Source organism: Thalassospira lucentensis (assembly GCF_011806425.1).
Lineage (GTDB): Bacteria > Pseudomonadota > Alphaproteobacteria > Rhodospirillales > Thalassospiraceae > Thalassospira > Thalassospira lucentensis_B.
On sequence record NZ_JAATOV010000003.1, the window covers coordinates 1 to 22331 of the forward strand.

17 protein-coding genes are annotated in these 22331 nt (G+C 52.1%); 4 read left to right on the forward strand and 13 right to left on the reverse strand.

The features are described 5' to 3' along the window. Window positions 1–549: 549 nt before the first annotated feature. The 6 genes from HCZ99_RS09990 to HCZ99_RS10015 form a co-directional block, all read right to left on the reverse strand. A complete protein-coding gene (locus tag HCZ99_RS09990) occupies window positions 550–2745 on the reverse strand; it encodes a methyl-accepting chemotaxis protein (RefSeq protein WP_167446847.1) in 2196 nt (731 codons plus the stop codon). Between the two features lie 612 nt (window positions 2746–3357). Further along, window positions 3358–4998, reverse strand: a complete 1641-nt coding sequence (locus HCZ99_RS09995) for an ABC transporter ATP-binding protein (protein WP_167446848.1) — start codon at window positions 4996–4998, stop codon at window positions 3358–3360. Continuing rightward, window positions 4995–5828: an ABC transporter permease gene (locus HCZ99_RS10000; RefSeq protein WP_167446849.1), complete on the reverse strand. Its 834-nt coding sequence runs from the start codon at window positions 5826–5828 to the stop codon at window positions 4995–4997. The genes HCZ99_RS09995 and HCZ99_RS10000 overlap by 4 nt, the downstream gene beginning before the upstream one ends. Continuing rightward, complete coding sequence (locus HCZ99_RS10005) at window positions 5825–6799, reverse strand: ABC transporter permease (protein ID WP_167446850.1); 975 nt, start codon at window positions 6797–6799, stop codon at window positions 5825–5827. Before HCZ99_RS10005 ends, HCZ99_RS10000 begins: the two co-directional genes overlap by 4 nt. A 58-nt stretch (window positions 6800–6857) precedes the next feature. Continuing rightward, entirely contained in the window at window positions 6858–8462 is a 1605-nt protein-coding gene (locus HCZ99_RS10010; protein WP_167446851.1) for an ABC transporter substrate-binding protein, read from the reverse strand. Window positions 8463–8549: 87 nt separating this feature from the next. Then, the gene (locus HCZ99_RS10015) at window positions 8550–9932 is read right to left on the reverse strand and encodes an amidase (protein ID WP_167446852.1); all 1383 of its coding nucleotides are present in this window, start codon (window positions 9930–9932) and stop codon (window positions 8550–8552) included. A 240-nt stretch (window positions 9933–10172) separates the two neighbouring features. On the opposite strand from HCZ99_RS10015, the gene HCZ99_RS10020 reads away from it, so the two are divergent. Next, a complete protein-coding gene (locus HCZ99_RS10020) occupies window positions 10173–11129 on the forward strand; it encodes a LysR family transcriptional regulator (protein WP_167446853.1) in 957 nt (318 codons plus the stop codon). A gap of 180 nt (window positions 11130–11309) precedes the next feature. Here HCZ99_RS10020 and HCZ99_RS10025 read toward each other — a convergent pair whose 3' ends face one another. The 7 genes from HCZ99_RS10025 to HCZ99_RS10055 all read right to left on the reverse strand — a co-directional run bounded on the left by HCZ99_RS10025 (window position 11310) and on the right by HCZ99_RS10055 (window position 18452). After that, complete coding sequence (locus HCZ99_RS10025; protein WP_167446854.1) at window positions 11310–12428, reverse strand: hypothetical protein; 1119 nt, start codon at window positions 12426–12428, stop codon at window positions 11310–11312. 324 nt (window positions 12429–12752) lie between these two features. Beyond that, window positions 12753–13523, reverse strand: a complete 771-nt coding sequence (locus tag HCZ99_RS10030) for a GntR family transcriptional regulator (RefSeq protein ID WP_167446855.1) — start codon at window positions 13521–13523, stop codon at window positions 12753–12755. Window positions 13524–13846: 323 nt separating this feature from the next. Then, window positions 13847–14890, reverse strand: coding sequence for an L-idonate 5-dehydrogenase (locus HCZ99_RS10035; RefSeq protein WP_167446856.1), 1044 nt, complete (start codon window positions 14888–14890; stop codon window positions 13847–13849). A 7-nt stretch (window positions 14891–14897) separates the two neighbouring features. Next, window positions 14898–16172 carry a TRAP transporter large permease gene (locus HCZ99_RS10040; protein ID WP_167446857.1) on the reverse strand — a complete coding sequence of 425 codons (1275 nt, stop codon included), beginning with the start codon at window positions 16170–16172 and terminating at the stop codon, window positions 14898–14900. Beyond that, on the reverse strand, window positions 16169–16678 hold the full coding sequence (locus HCZ99_RS10045) for a TRAP transporter small permease (RefSeq protein WP_368484250.1): 510 nt from the start codon (window positions 16676–16678) through the stop codon (window positions 16169–16171). The genes HCZ99_RS10040 and HCZ99_RS10045 overlap by 4 nt, the downstream gene beginning before the upstream one ends. 58 nt (window positions 16679–16736) lie before the next feature. Further along, window positions 16737–17714: a TRAP transporter substrate-binding protein gene (locus HCZ99_RS10050; RefSeq protein WP_167446858.1), complete on the reverse strand. Its 978-nt coding sequence runs from the start codon at window positions 17712–17714 to the stop codon at window positions 16737–16739. Window positions 17715–17741: 27 nt separating this feature from the next. Further along, window positions 17742–18452: a GntR family transcriptional regulator gene (locus HCZ99_RS10055; RefSeq protein ID WP_167446859.1), complete on the reverse strand. Its 711-nt coding sequence runs from the start codon at window positions 18450–18452 to the stop codon at window positions 17742–17744. A gap of 125 nt (window positions 18453–18577) precedes the next feature. Here HCZ99_RS10055 and uxuA point away from each other — a divergent pair, with 125 nt between their 5' ends. From uxuA to HCZ99_RS10070, 3 genes are read left to right on the forward strand one after another with little or no spacing between them, the layout of a single operon-like run. After that, window positions 18578–19810 carry a mannonate dehydratase gene (uxuA, locus tag HCZ99_RS10060; protein ID WP_167446860.1) on the forward strand — a complete coding sequence of 411 codons (1233 nt, stop codon included), beginning with the start codon at window positions 18578–18580 and terminating at the stop codon, window positions 19808–19810. Continuing rightward, entirely contained in the window at window positions 19807–21276 is a 1470-nt protein-coding gene (locus HCZ99_RS10065) for a mannitol dehydrogenase family protein (protein ID WP_167446861.1), read from the forward strand. The genes uxuA and HCZ99_RS10065 overlap by 4 nt, the downstream gene beginning before the upstream one ends. Next, a complete protein-coding gene (locus HCZ99_RS10070) occupies window positions 21273–22169 on the forward strand; it encodes a sugar kinase (RefSeq protein WP_167446862.1) in 897 nt (298 codons plus the stop codon). The genes HCZ99_RS10065 and HCZ99_RS10070 overlap by 4 nt, the downstream gene beginning before the upstream one ends. Window positions 22170–22331: the final 162 nt, after the last annotated feature.

Sequence of the window (22331 nt, forward strand, 5' to 3'; positions counted from 1 at the left end):
GCCGATGGTACTTTGTCTTAAGGCACGGGAGAGTAGGTCACTGCCGGGCCTTCTAAACACAGTTATTTATTCCCTATCCAACGATTTTAAAAACCCTCAACCTTAACCGGTTGGGGGTTTTGTCGTTTCTGGTCCGGTGACATCAAACCAGCGCGTAGCGGCGCATATATTTTCCGGAGCAAAGCCCAGATGGGTGTGGTGAGTTTTAGGTGCCCACTGAAGACGTAAAGCGAATGGGGGTTGTGCCGCTCTGCCATTGCAGCCGATCTTCAAGGCAGGGCGGCAACCAGCCTTGCTTGGGGACGCACTACAAATCTTGGCAGGAAAGTTCATCGGCGTTTGAATTAGGCGTTACGACGCGACACAGGAATTTCCGTCTCGACATAGGCAACAGCATGAGCACTGAACAGAAGACAAGCTTTCGCCGACAATGCTGCTGCCCAACCTCATCTGCATGCAAAACGGGCCGCTACCAGTTCATTGGTAGCGGCCCGTTTTGGGCTAGCCTCATAATCACAGAGGACTAAGAGATGTGTAAAGGCAGCTAAATCAAGCAGAGCGGACTTTGGCGATGAAGTCATCAACCTGATTACGCAACAGCACCGATTGCTGACTGAGTTCGCCAGCGGCCCCCAAGACCTGCGAGGCAGACTGGCCCGTCTCGCTGGCAGCGTCTGTCACGCCTTGGATGGCTTTGGACACTTCCTGCGTGCCGGCTGCGGCCTGCTGGACGTTCTGTGCGATTTCATTGGTTGCCCCGCCTTGCTGCTCGACAGCGGCTGCGATGCTCGACGTGATCGAGCTGATCTGCTCGATCACTTGCGTCACGTCCTGAATTGCCCCGACGGAATCGCCGACTTGCGATTGCATGGATGTAATCTGGACGTTGATGTCATCTGTCGCCCGTGCCGTCTGGTCAGCCAAGGCTTTGACTTCTTGTGCAACGACGGCAAAACCACGTCCCGCTTCGCCAGCGCGTGCGGCCTCGATGGTCGCATTAAGCGCGAGAAGGTTGGTTTGTGTGGCAATGTCGTTGATAAGCTGCACAACCTCGCCAATTTTTTGGGCTGCTTCTGACAGCTCACCGATCGACGAATTGGCCCGATCGGCATCGCCAACCGCATTTTTTGCAATAGCAGTCGATTGAGCGACCTGACGGTTGATCTCGCTGACCGATGTTGCCAACTCTTCTGCCGCGGACGCAATCGTTTGCACGTTCGCGGACGCTTCAGAGGATGACGACGCAACCACAGTCGATTGCTGGTCGGTGCTATCTGCTGTTTGGGCCAAGCTCTCGGCCGATGATTGAAGTTCGGCCGCCGCGGAAGAAACGGTATTTACGATTGCCATAATCGACGACTCAAAATCGTCGGCCATGCTGTTCATCGCATCGTGTTTCTCTTGTTCGGCCCTCTGCTGGTCTGCTGCGCGGCGTTCGACACTTTCTTTCAGGTCGCTCGACATTTTCCGCAGGGCAATGGCAAGGTCGCCCACTTCATCGACTTGATCGATTTCAAGGCTTTGGTCCAGATGACCTTCTGCAACACCATCGGCGAATTCAGCACATTTGGAAATGGGCTGCGCGATTTTGCGCGCCGCGATCGAGACAAAGAAAATCGCAACGCCGGCGACGGCAAGCCCGACAACGACGAGCAAAATGGTTGTCGTTGTCGCCTGATCATCCATAGAGTCAGAGAGTGCATTTACCTCTGCCAAAGCAACATCGCGAGGAACCGAAACAATCACGAACCAGGGCGTGCCGGTGCGGCCAATTTCGAAAGAGGCAAAAGCATCGACCGTCTGCGAAGCAGTGTTGTCCTGAACAAGCGCATCACCCGCGCCAATAGTGGCTGTGGTATCTGCCCAAAGCGGATCGATGTCAGCGAGCTTCTGTCCGATCGATTCAGGATCGCTGCTATTTGCAACGACGAGACCGGTCTCATTGACGATGACAACCTTGGTGTTGCCGCCAAAGAGCGAAGAGGCAACGTCACCAACAAGGTCTTGGATGGCCGTGATCTTGAAGTTCGCCCCTGTAATCCCGCGGAATTTACCGTTGATTTTAATCGGTACGGACACCGTCGCAAGGAACACTTTCTTACCCTGCTCGACATAGGCTAGCGGACCCATGATGTTTTCAGTCCCGCTCGTCTGGGGGACGATGTACCATTCACCGTTCGTCAATCCTTGGGCGTTGGTCCCATTGTCGTCATAACCCGTCAGCGGTTCCATGGCGAGATTGCCGTTGCTGCCCCGGCTCCAGTAGGGGAGGAAGCGGCCCGTGGAATCCGAACCCATAGCTGCGTTGTTGGTAAACTCTGCATCGTTACCGTCCAAGGCATTGGGTTCCCATGCTGAATAGGTGCCGTTTAGAGACGGATTGGTTTCCAGAACATGACGCAGTACGGCATTAAGTTGATCGCGTCGTAACTCAGCGGGCGTGTTGCCATCTTGCTGGTTGGCCAGAACGGCGAAGGACTGGGACATGGTGCGTGCCGCATCGATCGCGACGTTGAGCTCCGCTTTGATCTCGTTCGCCTGCGTCGTGGCGACATTTGTCAAAAGGCGTTCGACGTAATTTATGGAAAGCGCCTTGGTCGAATCTGTGACGTAGTTTTGAGTGCTACTCGTCGAGTAGACGCTAAAAGCAACCAAAACGACGACTGTCCCAAGAAGAAACAGTCCAGAAATGGTCGCGATTTTCATTTGAATTGAACGCATTTGAAGCACAGGCAATGCTCGCATCGGAGCCCCCTACATAGATAGATACCGCAATGACATATACATTAAGCAATGTCGGATTATACAAAGGTGTAGGTAATATGGTGTATTAGGATTGTGTTTTCTAGGTGGATTTCTCCGGTAGGTGTAAAGAAGGTGAGTTTTTTTGTCGCTATAGCTGCGCAACGAAAGAGCCTTGCGCTATTGCGGCCCTCACAGAAGGGTTTCCGACCGGTCCCGTTAATGAGGCCTAGTCATTTAGTTAGCCATCTATACCCTGATATAGGGTTCCATGAATTGATATGGCCCAATTTTCTGCTGAAATGGTGATTGCGAAACTTGGGCCAGCGAAATGTCACCTATTCTTAAGGGTGCTGGCCCGCGTTTTTGAGAAGGCTCGTGTAGAGGAGCTCTCTCTTTGGGAATCCATGCGCCAAAGGATAGGTTCTTTTAAGTAAGATTACTCGGTCGATAGGGGGAAGCATGGCAACACACGAAGCTAGCCAGCGCAGATTGAGAGGCTTGGTTTATGCGGGCCCCATAAGCACCATCGCTATATTTCCTGTTTGGCGAAAAGACAAAACCCCTGACCAATCAAGGCCAGGGGTTTTGTTGTTTCGGGTAACGTGTGCTGGCTTAGCGTGTTTTAAGCCATGCCTGTCCCGGAAGTGAGCTTAAAAGGGTTTTGGTATAGGGATGTTGTGGTGTGTTTAGGACATCCGAAGCCAAACCATGCTCAACGATTTCACCTGATTTCATAACCGCGACACGGTCACATATCTGGGCAGCAACGCATAGATCATGGGTAATGAACACAATGGCGAGATTGAATTTATCGCGTATATCCAAAAGGAGGTCCAAGACCTGTTTCTGAACGGAAACATCAAGGGCTGAGACCGCCTCGTCGGCCAGCAGAAAGTCAGGCTCGATCGCGAGGGCACGTGCAATGCCGATCCGCTGACGTTGGCCACCGGAAAATTCATGTGGAAAACGATTTGCCGCCTCCTTGCCAAGCCCGACAAGAGATAATAGCCGGTTTGTGCGTTCTGTTGCTTCCGCAGATGAACAGCCGCGTAATTTGGGGCCTTCGGCAATGATGCGCCCTACTTTGTGACGTGGGTTAAGCGTCGAATATGGATCTTGAAAAATCATCTGGATGCGATGGCGTTGGTTTCGCAGCCTTAATGGATTCATCGTCAGGAAGTTTTCGCCTTCAAGGATAACTTCGCCGCTATCGGGTTCGATCAAGCGGATGATCAGGCGAGCCAGTGTCGATTTACCAGAACCAGATTCCCCAACAATGCCGAGTATTTCGCCAGGTTGGACATTGAGATTAATGTTTTTAACCGCTTCCACTTTGCGTATTGGTTTTCCCAACAATCCGCCGGAACTGGTAAATGTTTTATAGAGTGCTTGAATAGCAAGGCCTTCATTCTTTGCTTTGATCGACGGCCGCGTATGGGGTGTTAGGCCCGGAACAGCGGCAATCAATGCACGTGTGTAATTGTGTTTGGGGGAGTCTAAAACGTCGCGTGCAGTTCCGGTTTCGACCACCAAGCCTTTTTCCATGACAACGACATGATCGGCGATTTCTGCAACAACACCGAAATCATGGGTAATAAACATTACTGCGGTACCATGGTCTTTGCGCAGTATATTGATCAGGTTCAAGATTTGCGCCTGCGTGGTGACGTCCAGAGCCGTGGTTGGTTCATCGGCAATCAGCAATCCTGGTGACAGAATAAGTGCCATTGCGATCATGGCGCGCTGGCGCTGGCCACCGGACAGTTGATGCGGATAAGCATCATATACTTCAGATGGGTTGGGCATCTGAACTTCATCAAGGGCGGCAATAACCTTTTCGCGACGTTCACTTGCTGTCATATCGCGATGGGTTTCAAGAACTTCGTCAATTTGACGCCCGACCGTCAGCAAAGGATTAAGGGCGGTCATCGGTTCTTGAAAGATCATACCAATGCGGTCTCCGCGCAGTTCGCGCATTTCGGCAGAGGTGCAGGATAATAAGTTTATGCCATCAAGTTCAATTTTCCCCGATGTCACCTGAACATGTGGCGCTGGCAAAAGGCCAAGGACGGCACGTGTCAGCATTGATTTTCCGGAACCAGATTCCCCGACAACGCATAAAATGTCACCGGGCATGATCTGCATGTCGATGTTCTGGCCAGCAAAGGGGCGATCAGCCCCACGGGGAAGCGAAATCGAAAGGTCTTTGATCTGCAAAACGGGCTGTGTGCTGTGTGCTGTTGGTGTGCTCATTGATCTTTCTCCCGCAGACGAGGGTTGAGCACATCATTAAGGCCTTCGCCGACGAGATTGATGGCCATAACGGTAAGGAGGATAGCAATCCCCGGAAAGGTGCAGACCCACCAGGCAGTTCGAAGGATTGATCGTCCGGCACCAATCAAAAAGCCCCAGCTCATGATATTTGGATCGCCAAGCCCCAGAAAGGATAGGCCGGATTCAAGCAAAATGGCCGTGGCAATCATCAAAGATGCCGAAACGATGATCGGTGACAGCGCATTTGGCAGTATTTGCTGAAAAATGATTTTCCAGCTTGGCATGCCCATCGTAATCGACGCCTGAACAAATTCGCGTTTGCGCAAGGAAAGAAATTCAGCACGGACAAGTCTGGCCACGGTGGGCCAAGACACCACAGCGATGGCGATAACCACAGATTTCAGTGATGGCGACAGAATGGCAACCAACAGAACCGCAAAGATAAAGGACGGGATAGTTTGGAACAGTTCTGTTAGGCGCATCAAAAGGTTATCAACCTTTCCTCCGTGAAATCCGGCAAGACCACCGATCACCGTGCCCAGTAAAACGGCAACGGATGTCGCAACCAAACCGATCAGCAAGGAGGTTCTAGCCCCATGCGCAATGCCCGAAGCAACACTGCGGCCAAGGCTGTCGGTCCCTAAAAGAAATTCGGAGGAGGGGGGCGACATTGGTGCGCCCAGCAGCTTGAACGGGTCAGAAGGAAACAGAAGGTTTGCCGAAGCCGCAAGAAGAACGAGTGCAAACAGGACAACCAAACCGAACACGGCTGATTTGTTCCTGGAATATTGTTGCCAGAAATTTTTCATTGCAGATCAATCCTCGGATCGAGAAACGTATAAAGCAGATCAACGCAAAGATTCATGATCACGACAAGGCAGGCGCAGGTGAAGAAAATCCCCAATAGAAGATTAAGGTCGCGCGAAAACAGGGCGTCATAAGCCAGCATGCCAAGGCCGGGCCAGCCAAAAACAGATTCAACAAGAACCGACCCGCCAAGCATGCTGCCGGTCTGCACACCCGCCAGCGTGATCACAGGCAGCAGCGCATTGCGCAAAATATGGCGATAGGTCACAACCCGTTCCGGAAGGCCTTTGGCCTGTGCCGTCATGACATAATCCATTCCGCGTTGTTCCAGCATGGACGCGCGCATCAAGCGCGTGTAGGCCGCCAAATAAAACAGCGATAGAGTGGTCACAGGCAGGATCATGTGCCATGCGATATCGACAACCCGGTCCCAGCCTTCATAAAAGGCCCCAATGGTTTCCATGCCGCTTGTGGGGAGCCAATGTAGATGGATCGAGAAAACCACGATAAACATCAGCGCGACCCAGAAAAGCGGGGTTGCGTATGACACCAGCGCAAAGATGGAAATCAGATTGTCGCGCCACGTATTTAACCCGACAGCGGCCAAAAGCCCCAAGAAACACCCAAATGTCGCAGACAGAACCAGTGTCGAGACCATCAGCAAAAGCGTCGGGCCCAAGCGCGTCATGATCAGGTCAAGAACTGGGGCGTCTTGTCGAAAAGAATAGCCCAGATCAAGCTGCGCCATATTGACCATGTAGTGGCCAAGTTGCACGTACCACGGTTGATCAAGTCCAAAGCTTTCGCGCAGTTGGGCAATATATTCGGGGGTGGCGGAACCTGCTTCGCCGGCGATGACATCAACGGCGTCACCATCGGCAAGTTGCAGCAACATAAAGTTAAGGACGACGATCGCGATCAATACGGGGATCGCTTGCAACAGCCGCCGCAAAAGATAATTTAATCGGTTCATGGTGTTCCTGATCCTGAACGAAGATGGAGGCCCCCGATAAGGGGCCTCCTGGTGTTTTTCACTGCTCAATCCAGGCTTGGTCAAAACTGCTATATGCGCCAAGCGGGCTCACAATGGTGTTTTTGACTTTATCCAGATAGACGGTGGTAAACTGCATTTCCACCAAAGGGATAACAGGAAGGTCTTCGGCCAGAATCTGCTGAATCTTGGTGTAGATTTCCGAGCGTTTCTTTGGGTCAATTTCCTCGGCCCCCAGATGCGCCAGATCGTCAACCTCCGGGTTGGAGTAACGGCTTGAATTCACAAAAACCGTGCCCTGTTTAATTTGATCGGTCAGATATTGACGATGCATGCCAAGTACCGGATCGGCCAATTGGTAGAAGAAGTTCGAATTCATTTGGAAATCATAGTCAGTGAAAACACGCTTAAGCCATGTCGGTACATCTTCGTAACGCAGGGTGACGCTGATGCCGATATCGCCCAATGCCTGTTTGATGTATTCACCGAGACGTTGCCAATCTTCGCCATAGGCAATGATGTCGTGTACGATTTCGAACCGAACACCATTTTCCCCGCGTGGGAAACCGGCTTCGTCCAAAAGGGCATTGGCTTTTTCAATACGATCCGCGACGGCATAGTCGTGGACGTCATCAGAATAAAGTCCAACAGAGGCAAAGTTGGAGCTAATCGACCCGGTGGCAGGCTTGCCATAACCGTAAAAGATATTGTCGATGATGAATTGGCGATCAATTGCGTAAGAGATCGCCTGACGGACTTTTACATTATCAATCGGTAGGCTTTTGGTGTTCATCTCCAAAAGCATCATCGGATTGATCATGCTATAGCCTTCGGTCGTAACGGTTATGCCGTCAATTGAATCAAGTCGTTTGGCATCGACATTTGGTACTGCATTAAATGCGGCGTACTGAACTTCCTGATTTTCCAGTGCTGCAGCACGTGTTGCGGCATCTGGGATAAACCGCGCGACGACGCGGTCCAGATAAGGAAGTCCTTCTTTCCAGTAATTCTCATTTTTGTCCAAGCGAACATACTGGCCTTTTTTCCATTCAACGAACTTGAACGGACCTGTTCCAATCGGGGCATTTGCCGTTGGGTTCTGACGTGGGTCTGTTCCCTCAAACAGTTCTTTAGAAACAATCGGTGATTCATATCCGCTTAGCGCGCGGATCATGTACGGGGCTGGATTGGCCAATTTGAACACAGCCGTGTAGGGATCAGGCGTTTCAACCGCCGTCAGTTCCTTAAAGCTGCTTGAAGCGCGCGGATGAACTTTTTTCAAGACATCCATAAAGGTGTATTGGACATCTGCGCTGGTAAAATCGGAACCATCATGGAATTTTACGTCTTTTCGCAAATGAAATGTGATGGTCTTGCCATCGCTGCTTTCATCCCATGATTCCGCAAGGCTGGGGATCGGTTTCAGGTCGAAATCGTATTCAAGAAGGCCGTCATAAACTTTGGTTGTGACCTGGCCAATCGGACCGGATGTTGAAAGATATGAGGCAAGGGTTGGTGGTTCGGGCTGAACAACCATGATCAGCGTACCACCGGCTTCTGGTGTTTGTGCCGCGGCTGCACCAGCCCACCCAAAGAGACCGAACGCGAAAACAGTAGCCAGTTTTAGACATTTACGTCTTATCATTGTGAAGCTCCTTTATTCCCTGATTGGTAGTCTGTTTATTGTTCTGGTGCGTTTCCCCGCAGTTTCTTTATGGCGCGTTAAAATGGTTTAGGCATATGCCTGTTCAAACGCATATGCCGCTTGCAAAACCTCAAGATCGGCGTATCTGGGGCCGACAATTTGCAGCCCGATTGGCAGCCCTTGATCCGTAAACCCACAGGGGACCGAACAGGCGGGCTGTTGCGTCAGATTGAACGGATAGCTAAATCCGGCCCAATCAGTCCAACGCGTGTTGTTTGATTCTGCCGGAAATTCCAGTCCCGCATCAAAGGCCGGAATGGGGGTGGTTGGCGTAAGCAGATAATCGTAAGTTTCGTGAAATTCGATCATCTTTGCGCCAAGCTCAGCCCTGATCTGACCTGCTTGGATATATTGATGCAGACTGATGTCCTGGCCTTGTGTTGCAATCTCAATAAGCCCGGGATCGAGTTGTGCTTTTTGGCTACCATCCAGGTGCCGAATCCGATACCCCGCGCCGGCAAACCAGTGATCATGAAAGATTGATTGGCATGGATTGATAGGCGCCGTGACTTCGATAACCTCTGCCCCCAATGTTTCGAAAACCTTGATTGCACTGAGGAAGGCATCGGCGATCTGTGGGGCAACATCGATATGACCAAGGTCGAGGCTATAGCCGAATTTTTTGCCCTTTAGGCTCGTTTCCAAGTGATCTTCGTATCGGATGCTATCGGGCTTTAAAGCATACCAGTCCCGGCTGTCGGACTGGCTGATAACACTAAGCATTGCAGCAGTATCATAAACAGTGCGGGCCATCGGTCCCACATGGGCAACGGTGCCAAATGCACTGATGGGGTAGGCCGGAACACGTCCAAAACTTGGTTTGTGCCCAACAATGCCGCAGAAACTTGCGGGTATTCGGATCGATCCCCCGCCATCTGTACCGACATGAAGAACGCCAAGGTCGGCGGCTGCTGCTGCGGCCGCGCCACCACTGCTGCCGCCTGGTGTTTTGCTGATGTCCCATGGATTACGGGTGATGCCAAATCTTTTGGAATCTGTGACCGCCTTCCACCCCAGTTCCGGTGTCGTCGTCAGTCCAACGATCACGGCGCCAGCTTGTTTAAGCCGGGCAACAACAGGTGAATCCTCATTGGACGGGGTGTTCTGACCTAAAACTGCGCTGCCAAATGTGGTCGGCCAGTCTTTTGACAGGACCAGATCCTTTACCGTGCAGGGAACGCCATCAATTGGCGAAAGAGGCTCCCCATTTTTCCAGCGTGTTTCTGAAGCACGGGCTGCCGATGCCGCATCTTCCATACATAAAAGAGAAAAAGCATTGAGTTCTGGATTGCGCTGTTCGATGCGATCAAAGACCGCTGCACATGTTTCGACGGGGGATGCTGCGCCGCCGCGAAATTGGTGTGTTAATTGCCGCAAGTCTTTGGTTTGCAACAAACTTTCTTTTTGCATAGGTCGTCGTCTCCATAGAGGAACAACCAATGCTTGCAAAAAAAGTTTGCTCTGAATAATTCATTAATAGATTGTATATCATCGGAAAAACCAATGAATTGGTGTTTGTCCGTTGTATGCCGCAACTTGAGCACTGCGATTAAATTGTTTGTAAAGCAACAGGTCGCAGGAATGGGCGTCATCCAATGACGGCAGAGTTCGATAAAGGGAGGAAATAAAACATAACATCAGGGAAAACCGATGAATTTCACGCTGAAACAGCTTCAGTATGTTCAAACAGCAGCAGATCATCGATCTATCTCGTCAGCTGCACAAAAACTAAATATTTCTCCTTCTTCCATCGGGGCTGCAATTGATGGGTTCGAGCAGCGCTTTGAAATTCAGATTTTTGTAAGACAGCCCAGTAAAGGGTTGATTTTGACCCCGCCCGGCAAGATTTTGATCGAAAAGATCCGCCATCTCCTTTTAGAAGCTGAAACCTTTGATGCACAGATTTCTGGGCATGATGAAAGTCTGGTTGGCGAATTGATTGTTGGCTGTTTTGCGCCGATCACACCCCATATTTTGCCCTTGATTGTCCGGGCAATGAAAAGCCGCTTTCCCGGTCTGACCATTCGAATACTTGAAGGTGACCTCAGAGAGGTTAATGGTTTTCTCGAAAGTGGTTCTGCGGAAATTGCATTGGGCTATGATCTTGGTCTACCCGAAGGAATATCGTTTACGAAGCTTGGTGAAGTCCGACCGCATGCTATTTTCAGTACGTCCGATCCGTTGGCAACACGCAAAAGCGTATCTATTAGGGAATTGGTTGGTCCGCCGATGATCCTGCTTGATCTGCCGGAATCACGTACGTATTTCGATCTTCTTTTTTCCTACTGTCGTGAAACACCGAACATCGCCTTTCGAACCGGAACATATGAAACAGTCCGCAGCTTGGTTGCGGCAGACATGGGCTTTTCGATCCTTAACCTCCGCCCAGTCATTGATCAGACATATACCGGCAATGAAGTTGTTTGCGTCCCGATTGAGGAAGATTTGCCTGCACCTTCAATAGGATTTGGCTTTCGGATAAGGGATTATATCTCGCCGGCGGCACGTGAATTTGCCGAAGAATGCAAGCGCGTCTTCGCAACCGAAAGGGTGGCAAGCATGTTTGTGCCGCAATATTCGGGCGATCCTGTTCTTCAAGGTGATTAGTTCTACAGTACGCCTGATGCAACGCAAACATCATGCAAAACCAAGTCCATGGAGCAATGTTCGCACCCTAAATTACGATCATGCAATCTCGTCCAAATCTCAAGATAGCGGCAAAGTAGTTGTGCAAAATCTGACTACCTACTTTGCCGGTTTCCTGTGCGCAGTGCCTTTAGCCTTCGATTAGTTTCTTTTCCTGTTTTCGGCTTCCATAGCACCAACCTCGTAGGCTGCAATGCTAAGGACCGCTTTTACCACAGCATCCCGATGGTTCAATTGAACCCGAACCATGCCGTCTTCAACGGTTTTGCTCGCGTCATTCACGACATGGGTTAACTGCGTGATAATGAAATTATTGATCGCCGCGGTTTTTTCCCGCGTCCCGCCAAGCAGGCTCATATTCAGGGTATCTATCGCGGTCGCAATGTTGTGTTTGAGGGCTGCGTCCTGGTTGGGGTTGCGCACGGTGATTTCGTTTGGGGCACCGGCAACACAGAAAGTTTCGCCGATATGTCGCAAGTCATTTACAATCGCGGTAAGTTCTTGCGTCGTCTTCGTCGCTAAAAAGTTAGGGTTTTGCTTCATCTGGTCAACATAATCCTGACCCGCATCGACAAGCCCAACAGCAGCAGGTTCATGCATCAATTGTGTTACCACGTTATGCAAATGTGGAACTTGTTGCAGGCTTTTATAGTTGGTCAGTGCGGTGCGTGCGATTATATCGCCACGCTCGGTGACGTCATTGACAAGATCATTCATGCTCGGGCCATGGATCCCTCGCGCCTGTGCATTGCTTTCATCACGATGGACGAATTCAAATTCATTGGGCACACCGCTTAACTGAGTTTGTCTTCCTGCGGCGTGTTGCTGTATTTGGGGCGCCGCGCTATGCACAGAACCATCATCTTCAACATCGTCGTCCAGAATAAACTGAATTTCGAGTGGGTGGTTCTCCGCCGTTGCGTGTACCTCATTCATCAAGGTTTGCATCTCACCGGTTGAGAAAAGTTTGGTCGGAGAATTCCAGTTCTTTTCCGCAAGTTTTTCCTGCAGCGCTGCCAAGCCGTCACCAATGCGAACTTTACTAGCCTGTTTCCTTAGGTTCTCGAGCTGCGCGGTATGGGTCGTTTTTTGTTTGCCCCGGAGCCAAGTGAATGTTTTCTGGAATCTCGTCAGACCTTTAAGTGGAAGCTCGTCACGAGCTCTGTCTGCGTCAGGGTTTGGGATGGTGAGCGCCTCAGTATCGACTGAAGAGGTGCGCTCTGATTGAATAGTGGGTTGCGATCGACCGATTGATGGCATTGTAACCTCCCGCTTTACGGTTCGTTGTATGCGAATGCAGTTCTTCATTGGTTACACGACCGCAAGAATGGTTCCGTCGGCGCAGTTTTTCTGTGTGCGGGAAAGAGTTGTTATTGGTGCTTGGGGCGCGATAGGCAGGGTTCATGACGCCGAAAGTTCGGGCCAAAACACCTATGGCATAAACCGAAAAACACTTTTGCAAAGACACAAAGCGAAGCTCGAGAAACCTTAGCAAAGCAAGGTTTAGGGGCTCAATAGGTCAGATGTTGGGGGAGGTGGCACCGTATACCGAAAGTAAAACAAACTGCCTTTGGTACGGGGGCATCAAGCCTGCATTTCGCACTTTGGATCTGGTGATGCTTCGCGCAGGCTCGCGAGGTAATCTTGGCTGATGTCATGCACCGCCATGATGTGGGCATAAAGAAGTTCTTCGGTCGTCTTGTGATCCCCACGCAAAATCGCATCGACAATGCTTTGGTGTTCTGCGTGTGAAGATGCCAGCCGCGGAAGGCTTTGGAATTGCACCCGCCGGAACGGGGCAACGCGCCGCCGTACAGAAAGGGTAACATCGACCAAAACATCGTTATGGGTCCCGCGATAAAGTGTGTTGTGAAAGGCGCGGTTTTGGGTCTCATACGCCGCGCGATCACCCAGCCGCACAGTTTGGGCCATGTCGTGATGCAGTTTATCAAGATCATAGCGTTCTTTGCTGGTCATGCGTTTGGCAGCAAGACGTCCGCACATGCTTTCAAGCTCAGCCATGCTTTCAAACATTGCGGTTAACCGTTCCGGGGTCGCAAGCGAGACATACACGCCTTTGTTGGGGATTTTTTCTGCCAATTCACTTGCGGTAAGCATGTGCAGGGCTTCGCGGACCGGGGTGCGCGAAACGCCAAACCGTTTGGCCAGAAGAACCTCTTCAAGGCGTTGGCCAGGGGCCAGCTTTCCCGCAACAATATCGTCTTCCAGGGACTGACATAGATGATGGGCAATGCCAAGTTGCTCGCTCTGGTCAGAAGAACTGCCTTGGGAAGCAGAGGAAGGCTTGGCAGATATTGCAGACGCGCCATCGCGCTTCTGATTTACGTCGGTCATCTGGCGTTTAAACCCTTTTTGCGAGGTTTGCTGGCTTCTTATGATGACCCTGTATACAGGATATCGCGGTAAAACCAAGCACTGCAATGGCGCGAAGAACCGCAGTTCCCCAGTCCGCCATCCTGCATGGATATGGGGACGGCGTTTGGGGATGTGAACCCTTACGCATCACAGCATTTTAGGTCCGTCAATGACACGACGTGTGTTCGATGGAGGGGATTGGCTGGGGAGGGGGATTTGTGAGGTGCGGCGGGGCTTCAAAGCCCCAGTATAAAAGCACCGGCCATGCCGCACGCAAAATGCAACATGGCCGATTTGTCGGATCAGCTTGCGAAGGAAAGCTGAACTTTTACCGATTTGTCGCGGTTACAGGCCGTCTCGATGGCTTTCTGGGCGTCTGCCACATCAAAGGTTTCTGTGATGATCGGCTTGACGTTAATCGCACCGGAATTGATCAAGTCGACGGCTTCGGCGAATTCATGATGGAAGCGGAAGCTGCCGGTAAGGGTGATTTCCTTGGCAACCAGTGCATTGAACGAAACAGGCAATTCACCCGCAACGCCGACCTGTACCAAAATGCCTTGCGGACGCAGTGTCGAGATTGCCGAACCCAGTGCGGCCGGGGCCGCAGAACATTCAAAGCAGACATCGAAATAGCCTTTGTCTGCTTCGTATTGTTTAAGCATCTCGCCATTCTGCGCGACATTGATGGTCTTGCTCGCCCCCATCTGGCGGGCGATATCAAGGGCAAAGTCCTTAAGGTCCGTCACCACGATTTCACTTGCACCGCCGCGTTTTGCCGCCGCAACGCATAAGCTGCCAATCGGGCCGGCACCGGTGACAAGGACCTTCTTGCCACGCAAATCACCGGCATGTGACGCCGCATGAAGGCATACCGCCAACGGTTCGGCACAGGCAGCATCATTAAGCGCAACGTCGTCATTGATCGGAACACACTGGCTGGCCGGTACATTGATCAAATCGCGGAACAGGCCCTGCATGTGCGGCATGGGCATGGCAGAACCAAAGAACCGCATGTTCAGGCAATGCTGATAAAGTTCTTCGGCGCAATATTTACACGTGCCACATGGCTGACTGGGATTGATCGCGATCTTTTGCCCGGCGGACAAGCCAGAAACGTTTGAACCGGTTTCAACAATGGTGCCCGATGCTTCGTGCCCCAGAATGATCGGTTCACGCACCCGGATCAGGCCAATGCCCCCATCAAAGTAATAATGCATGTCCGATCCGCATACGCCCCCGGCACCCACACGGACAAGGACTTCGTCCTTGGCAGGGGCGGCGACGGTTTCAGTTTCAATGCGCAGATCATTTTGGCCGTAAAGGCGGCACACACGGGTTTGCATTGGAAAATTACTCCATCAAGGACGGCAGCCACGTTGAGAGCGCCGGAATATAGGAAACAAGGAACAGAATGACGATGTTGGTCAGCAGGAACGGCGCCAATGCGCGGATCACGGTCGTAACCGGCGCTTTGGCAATGTTCGCACAGATAAACATGCAGATACCAACCGGCGGGGTCGTCAGACCAATCATAAGGTTAAGCACCGCAAAGACCGCAAAGTGGATCGGATCGATCCCGACATTGGTCGCAAGGGTCAGAAGCGGCACAAACAAAATGATCAACGCCGCAATGGTTTCCATGAACATGCCAACAATCAACAGCACGAGATTGATCAGCAAGATCACGGCGTATTTGTTATCGGTAATCGACAACACGCCGTTTGAAATCATCTGCGGAATGCGTTCGGATACCAAAATCCAGCCAAACACGTTGGCAAGACCGACAAGGGCAAGAATGGCCGCAGCCGTCACCGCACTGTCGATGATGATTTTGGGAACCTTACGAAGCGGAAGGTCGCGGTAAATAAAGCAGCCAACCACAAAGGCATAAATACTGGCGATCACGGCGGTTTCAGTCGGGGTGGCAATACCACTCAGCAAACCGCCAACAATCAGACCTGTCATGGCAAGCGCCCAGAACGCGCCGACAAAGGATTTGCCAAGTTCGCCAAAGCCCTGCCAAGGCTGATGGGGGAAACCCCGTTTCACCGCAATGATGTAGCAGGTCACCATCATGGCAAGTCCCATCAGGATGCCCGGAATGGCACCTGCAATGAACATCTTGCCAACTGAAATACCCGAAAGGGCACCGACAATGATCATCGGCATGCTCGGCGGGATGATAGGACCAACAGTCGATGACGCCGCGGTTACCGCCGCCGAAAATGCTGGCGTATAGCCCGCGCGAACCATGCCCGGGATCATCATGCCGCCAATTGACGCCGCATCGGCAACCGCCGTACCGGAAATGCCGCCAAACAGCATGGAACCGGTAACGTTGGTCAGGCCAAGCCCACCACGCATCCAGCCAACCAGCGCATTGGCAAATCGCACAATGCGCGGCGTAATGCCGCCACTGTTCATCAGATTACCGGCAAGAATAAAGCCTGGAATGCACAAAAGAACAAAGACATCCATGCCCGCAAACATTTTCTGCGGGATCACAACCAGCGGGATGCCTTCAAGCAATAAATAACAAAGCGAAGAAAGGCCAAGGGTGACGGCAACCGGAAGGCCGATCACAAGACCAAGCGCGAAAACGCCAAGGAGAATAGCGAGGCTCATGGCAAATCCTTCGTCGTATCTTCAGGTCGTCCGTCTGACACGCCGGTAATGATGCGTATCATGCGAAGGACCGCAAAAAGACAGAGCACAGCGAGAAGAATGAAAACGGTGGCATGAATAAAGTCCATCCGAACACCCAGTGCCGGGGACGTCTGAAGCACGCCGATGGAGACAAACCTCCAGGCCGGTGACAGCAAGAGCAGGCAAAAAGCAGCTGTTAATCCCGCTGACACGAACATCAAGGTGCGTTGGACAGGGGGCGGCAACATCTCGCAAACAATGTCGACATTGACCAATTCACCATTGCGAAATGAAAGACCAACCCCGAATGCGGCCATAAACAGCAATGCATGGCGGGTGAGTTCTTCGGTCCAGACCGGCGAACTTGCCAAGAACGTCCTTGAAAAGACCTGGACCATCACAGTGGCGATCAGAATGCCAAATGCGCAGCCTGTTCCGATCCGGCACAATGCAATGATGAATGCATATAATCTTGCAGAGAACACGTTACTTCCCCGTCACAAAAAAGGTTCGGCCGCGAAAACGCGACCGAACCGGCAGAATTTACTGTGCGAAAAGTTCTTCGACAATCGGACGAATTTCGTCAGACACGTTGGCAAGAACGGCGTCTTTTGCCTTGGCGGCAAAGGCCTGCTTGTCGACTTCAACAAAGGTCATGCCTTTGTCCTGAAGTTCTTTGGTCAGACGTTCTTCATCAGCAGAAAACAGACCGCGCTCATAGGCTTGTGCACGTTTTGCTGCTTCTTTGACGGCTGCTTTGTCTTCATCAGACAGTTCCGCCCAGGTCAGTTCCGAAATGGTCAGATAGATCCACGAACGAACATGCTCGGTTTTGTTGACGAATTTCTGAACTTCGTCAAAGCTTGCGGAGTCAATCAGCGCCAGCGGGTTTTCCTGGGCGTCAATTGCACCAGCCTGAAGCGAGGTAAAGACCTCAGAAAACGCCATCGGGGTTGGCTGTGCGCCCAATGATTTCCAAACGTCAACAAACAGCGGCACGTTCGGCACACGCAGTTTCAAACCATTAAGATCATCTGGGGATTTGATTTCGCGGTTCGAGGTCAGGTTACGCGGACCACGGGCAAAATAAGCAACCGGGCGAATTTGGGCTTTTTCAATGATCTGCTGTTCGATCTTGCCACCGATTTCACCGCCAGCAACCGCATCCATATCTTCAAGCGTCTGATAGGCATAAGGCACAGCGAGAAGGGCGGCCATCGGTGCCCAGTTCTGCAGGCTTTCGCCGGTAATGGTCATGTCGACGGTGCCAAGCTGCATGCCGTTGATCAGATCAATTTCTTTGCCAAGCGTTTCATTCGGGAACACTTCAACTGCGATGCGGCCATCGGTCAGGGTTGAAAGTTCTTCGCCAAATTTAAGAGCCGCTTTGTGCCAAGCGTTCTGCTCGTTGGCAAGGTGGCCAAGCTTCAAGGTCATCTCAGCCGCGACGGCCGAATTGGTCATCATCAAAGCCGTTGCACCGGCTAAAATGAGTCTCTTGGTGGTTTTCATTGTAAGCATCGTATCCTCCCTGTTTTGGTTGATGCCTTAGGGTGACGACGTAAAATCGACGTCATCAAAAAGCTCCGCTCTGGAGCGTGAAATGTCAGGCAGCGTATGCAGAATTTCGCGTAAATGTTCGCGCATGGCTTCGCTTGCTGCTTCTGGATTTTTGGATGTGATGGCCGAAACAATGCGCACATGCTGGGCAATGATTTCTTCCATCGGAAACTGGAAATAGCTGAGATATCGAACACGGTCGAGCTGGGCCCGCACGTCTTCGACAACCTTCCACGCGTATGTTTTGCCTGCCGCCTCGGCAAGGCAGTGGTGGAATTCGTGATCAAGTTTCAAAAAGGCATCCGCGTCGCCTTTCTCAGCCTTTTTCTGCTCAACGATCAGTTGCTCAAGACGTTCTAGAAACTGGTCGTCGGGCTCTTGGGCGACAAAGCTGGCGATATCTGATTCGATGGCTTCTCGGACAAAACGCGCATCAAGAACAGCCGCCACCGAAATCTTGCGCACATAAGTTCCCCGTTGCGGGCGAACTTCCACAAGGCCCTGATCGGCCAGTTTGATGAAAGCTTCGCGCACGGGCTGGCGGCTTATGTTGTAGGACTTCGCAAGTTCGGCTTCTGACAGACGCATACCGGGCAACAGGTCCGTGCTCACGATCCGTTCGCGTATGATGCGATGGATCTGTGGGCCAACGGCCAGATCATTTGTGATTTCCCAGTCGTTCTGTCGGGGATCGCCCATTAATCTCTCCTTGCTTTTCTCAGTCATGATGCATACTACCATACTAGTCAACAAATTTATAGAACAGCACTCCGCATAGCTCTATATTGAGTGTCTCACACACCAAGCAAGACAGAGAGAAACGCATGAAACAAACCTGGAGATGGTTCGGTCCGAGCGATCAGGTCAGTATTGATGACATTTGCCAAGCTGGCGCGCACGGCGTCGTTTCCGCCCTGCATCATGTTCCAAGTGGCGATGTGTGGACACCCGAAGAAATAGCAAAACGCCACGGCGAAATTGCTGTGATGAAAGATGGTGCGCCTTCTGGTTTGACGTGGGATGTGGTCGAAAGCCTTCCGGTATCCGAATCCATCAAACGTCAGGTTGGCCCATGGAAAGACCATATCGAGGCTTATAAACAAAGCCTGCGCAATCTTGCCGATTCCGGGATTTCGATTGTTTGCTATAACTTCATGCCGGTTCTTGATTGGACGCGCACGCATTTGAATTGGCGGCTGTCAAACGGCGCGACCTGCATGCGCTTTGACCTGACCGATTTTGTCGCCTTTGATCTGTTTATTCTGAAACGCGATGGCGCAGCGGGGGATTACCCGGCCGAAATCGTTGCCGATGCAAAGCAACGCTTTGACGCAATGTCAAAAGATCGTCTGGCGGAACTTGAACGCACGGTCGCGTTTGGTTTGCCCGGATCGGTTGAAAACCTGTCGCTTGATGATTTGCGCGGATTGTTGGCAACCTATGCCGATATTGATGCCGACACGCTGCGCGCGAACTTAGTCGCGTTCCTTGAAGAAGTCGTGCCGGTCGCCCGCGAAGTTGGCATTCGCATGTGCTGCCATCCTGATGATCCGCCCTTTGCGCTTTTGGGCCTGCCGCGGATCATGTCGACCGAGGCGGATTATGCCTTCATCATGCAGGCGGTTGATATTCCTGAAAACGGGATCACGCTGTGTTCCGGGTCGCTTGGTGTGCATCCGGAAAACGATTTGCCGGGCATGATGAAACGCCATGGCGATCGGGTTCATTTCATCCATCTGCGCAATACCAAACGCGAAAGCGAAGGTCTGCCGTGCAGCTTCCACGAAGCCGAACACCTGGATGGCGACACCGATATGGTGGCGTTGATTGAGCAGATTTTGCTTGAAGAGGCGCGCCGTAAGGCCGCTGGACGTTCGGATTGGAACATCCCGATGCGCCCGGATCACGGCCACGATATCCTTGATGATTTGGGCAAAAAAGGTCAGCCGGGTTATCCCGCGATTGGCCGCCTTAAAGGTCTGGCTGAGCTACGCGGCGCGATGCAAGCACTGTCGCACGGTTTGCATCGTTCGAAATCGACGGAGGCCGCAGAATGACCGAAGCGGGTAAGCCTGAGGGACAAGATCCCCAAAAATCAGCGCGTCCCGGCATCGTTCATATCGGGATTGGCGCGTTCCATCGCGCCCATCAGGCGGTCTATACCGATGCAGCGATCAAAGCTGAGGGCGGTGATTGGAAAATCATCGGGGTCAGCTTGCGCAGCACCGATATTGTCGATGCGCTGAATGCGCAAAACGGTGACTTTACGGTCATCGAACGCCATCCAGATGGGCCAAAGGCACAGCGTGTTACAAGCATGTCGCGCGCAATTGCCGCCGCACGCGATATTCAACCCGTTCTGGATGCGTTGGCCGATCCGGCCATTCGGATCATTACCATCACGGTCACCGAAAAGGCCTATGGCATTGATCGTGCGTCGGGGCAGGTTGTTGTTGATCATCCGTCGATCAAGCACGATCTGGAAAACCCGCGTCAGCCATCCGGCCTTTTGGGGATTTTGGTCGAAGGGCTGCGGTTACGCAAAGAAGCCGGCACCGAACCGTTTACGGTGGTGTCGTGTGATAACCTGCCGTCAAATGGTGTTTTGTTGCGCAATGGCGTGATTGATTTCGCGCGTCGGATTGATGCCGCACTTGCCGACTGGATCGCGCAATCTGTGTCGTTCCCGTCAACTATGGTGGATCGTATCACCCCGGCGTCAACCGCGTCGACATATGCCGATGCCAAACGCCTGCTGGGCCAAGATGACCCTGCCGCGATCGAGACAGAACCGTTTTCCCAATGGGTGATCGAGGATGACTTTCCCAATGGCCGTCCGGCATGGGATGCCGGTGGGGCGGTTATGGTCAAAGATGTCGAACCCTATGAGCTTATGAAACTTCGTATGCTTAATGGCAGCCATTCTTTGATTGCTTATATGGGGCAACTTGGCGGTTATCGTTATGTGCGCGATGCCATGGCCGACGCGGATTTTGCCAAGCTGGTTGGGCTGCATATGAAAAATGCGGCGGCCACCATGCAGCCATTGCCCGGCATCGATTTTGCCCAATATGGCGAAGATCTGTTGGACCGGTTCCGCAACCCGGAAATCGCCCATGAAACCCGCCAGATTGCCATGGATGGGACGGAAAAACTGCCGCAACGCATTTTCGCACCGGCCTGTGAACTTAAAGGCAATTCGGCCGAACTTGGCACCTTTGCGCTGTGCTGTGCTGCATGGATGGCCGTCATGCGTCAACGCATCGACGCGGCCGGATCAGGCAATGCCGCCGATGACATCAATGATCCGCGCGCGACAGAAATTATCACGGCACTGACCAACGCACAGTCACCATCGGAAATCTATGACAGCCTTGCCGCATTGCCAAACTGGATGCCAGACCAACTGAAATCCGATGCGTCATGGCGTGATGCGGTGATTGCACGTTTGGCTGTGTTGCTGTTTGGTGACGATGTAAATGCGGCGGCACGTGCCGCAATGGCGCAAGAGATCGCATCATGACCACGCATCATTTCGTTGCCATTGGCGAATGCATGATCGAAATGTCGGGCGGCACCGGTGATCAATGGAATATGGGCATTGCCGGTGACACGCTTAACACCGCCTGGCATTTCCGAAATGCAACATCGGCGGCGGATTGGCATGTGCGCTATGTCACCGCCCTTGGGGATGATCGCTATTCAGATCGCATTGCCACCTTTATTTCCGATGCCGGAATTGATGCCACAGCCATTCAGCACCTTTCGGGTAAACGCCCGGGCTTGTATCTGATTGATCAAGAAGGCGGGGATCGCGTCTTTACCTATTGGCGTGAAAACTCGGCGGCGCGCAAAATGGCGGATGATCCGACCCAATTGGAAACCGCATTTCGCGGTGCGGATGTCATCTATCTGTCGGGGATCACCCTTGCCATTTTAACGCCGGATCGCCGGGCGGCTTTGATCGAGTTGTTGGGCAATTTGCCCGATCACTGCCGGGTCGCATTTGATCCCAATATTCGACCCGCCCTTTGGGAAGATGCGCAAACCTGCAAAGACACAATATCGCGCGTTGCAGGAATGTCGGACATCATCCTGCCCAGTTTCGATGACGAAGCAGCGCTTTTTGGTGATGCTTCACCAACCGAAACCGTGATGCGCTATCGCGATCTGGGTGTCAAAGAAGTTGTTGTGAAAAATGCTGGCAATCCGTGCACGTTTTTAAGCAACGGACAGGTTGAAACGATCCCGACCCCAACGGTGACAAAAATTGTCGATGCCACCGGGGCAGGGGATTCATTTAATGCCGCATTCTTGGCAACCCGACTGTCGGGCAAAGACACGGCCGACGCCATCCGTGCCGGGCAGGACCTGTCGGGCAGGGTGATCCAAACCCACGGGGCACTGTTACGCTAATAGTTTTGTCGTCCATGTTTGATAGAGGTCTTCAGTCGGTATCTCATTTGATTGCCGTGGTCTTTGTTCATGCAACAATGATCGCGTATGGCGGTGATCTCTATTTTCGCAATTGAGGATAATGCGTTGTCAAGACAGCTGCCTAAAGAGCGACTTTTCAAA

What these genes read in the sequence shown, in the direction of transcription:
- HCZ99_RS09990 (WP_167446847.1), bottom strand. Translation starts at nt 2,745, where the DNA reads ATGCGAGCATTGCCTGTGCTTCAAATGCGTTCAATTCAAATGAAAATC.
- HCZ99_RS10030 (WP_167446855.1), bottom strand. Translation starts at nt 13,523, where the DNA reads ATGACCGACGTAAATCAGAAGCGCGATGGCGCGTCTGCAATATCTGCC.
- HCZ99_RS10010 (WP_167446851.1), bottom strand. Translation starts at nt 8,462, where the DNA reads ATGATAAGACGTAAATGTCTAAAACTGGCTACTGTTTTCGCGTTCGGT.
- uxuA (WP_167446860.1), top strand. Translation starts at nt 18,578, where the DNA reads ATGAAACAAACCTGGAGATGGTTCGGTCCGAGCGATCAGGTCAGTATT.
- HCZ99_RS10005 (WP_167446850.1), bottom strand. Translation starts at nt 6,799, where the DNA reads ATGAACCGATTAAATTATCTTTTGCGGCGGCTGTTGCAAGCGATCCCC.
- HCZ99_RS10020 (WP_167446853.1), top strand. Translation starts at nt 10,173, where the DNA reads ATGAATTTCACGCTGAAACAGCTTCAGTATGTTCAAACAGCAGCAGAT.
- HCZ99_RS09995 (WP_167446848.1), bottom strand. Translation starts at nt 4,998, where the DNA reads ATGAGCACACCAACAGCACACAGCACACAGCCCGTTTTGCAGATCAAA.
- HCZ99_RS10015 (WP_167446852.1), bottom strand. Translation starts at nt 9,932, where the DNA reads ATGCAAAAAGAAAGTTTGTTGCAAACCAAAGACTTGCGGCAATTAACA.
- HCZ99_RS10035 (WP_167446856.1), bottom strand. Translation starts at nt 14,890, where the DNA reads ATGCAAACCCGTGTGTGCCGCCTTTACGGCCAAAATGATCTGCGCATT.
- HCZ99_RS10040 (WP_167446857.1), bottom strand. Translation starts at nt 16,172, where the DNA reads ATGAGCCTCGCTATTCTCCTTGGCGTTTTCGCGCTTGGTCTTGTGATC.
- HCZ99_RS10055 (WP_167446859.1), bottom strand. Translation starts at nt 18,452, where the DNA reads ATGGGCGATCCCCGACAGAACGACTGGGAAATCACAAATGATCTGGCC.
- HCZ99_RS10025 (WP_167446854.1), bottom strand. Translation starts at nt 12,428, where the DNA reads ATGCCATCAATCGGTCGATCGCAACCCACTATTCAATCAGAGCGCACC.
- HCZ99_RS10000 (WP_167446849.1), bottom strand. Translation starts at nt 5,828, where the DNA reads ATGAAAAATTTCTGGCAACAATATTCCAGGAACAAATCAGCCGTGTTC.
- HCZ99_RS10065 (WP_167446861.1), top strand. Translation starts at nt 19,807, where the DNA reads ATGACCGAAGCGGGTAAGCCTGAGGGACAAGATCCCCAAAAATCAGCG.
- HCZ99_RS10070 (WP_167446862.1), top strand. Translation starts at nt 21,273, where the DNA reads ATGACCACGCATCATTTCGTTGCCATTGGCGAATGCATGATCGAAATG.
- HCZ99_RS10050 (WP_167446858.1), bottom strand. Translation starts at nt 17,714, where the DNA reads ATGCTTACAATGAAAACCACCAAGAGACTCATTTTAGCCGGTGCAACG.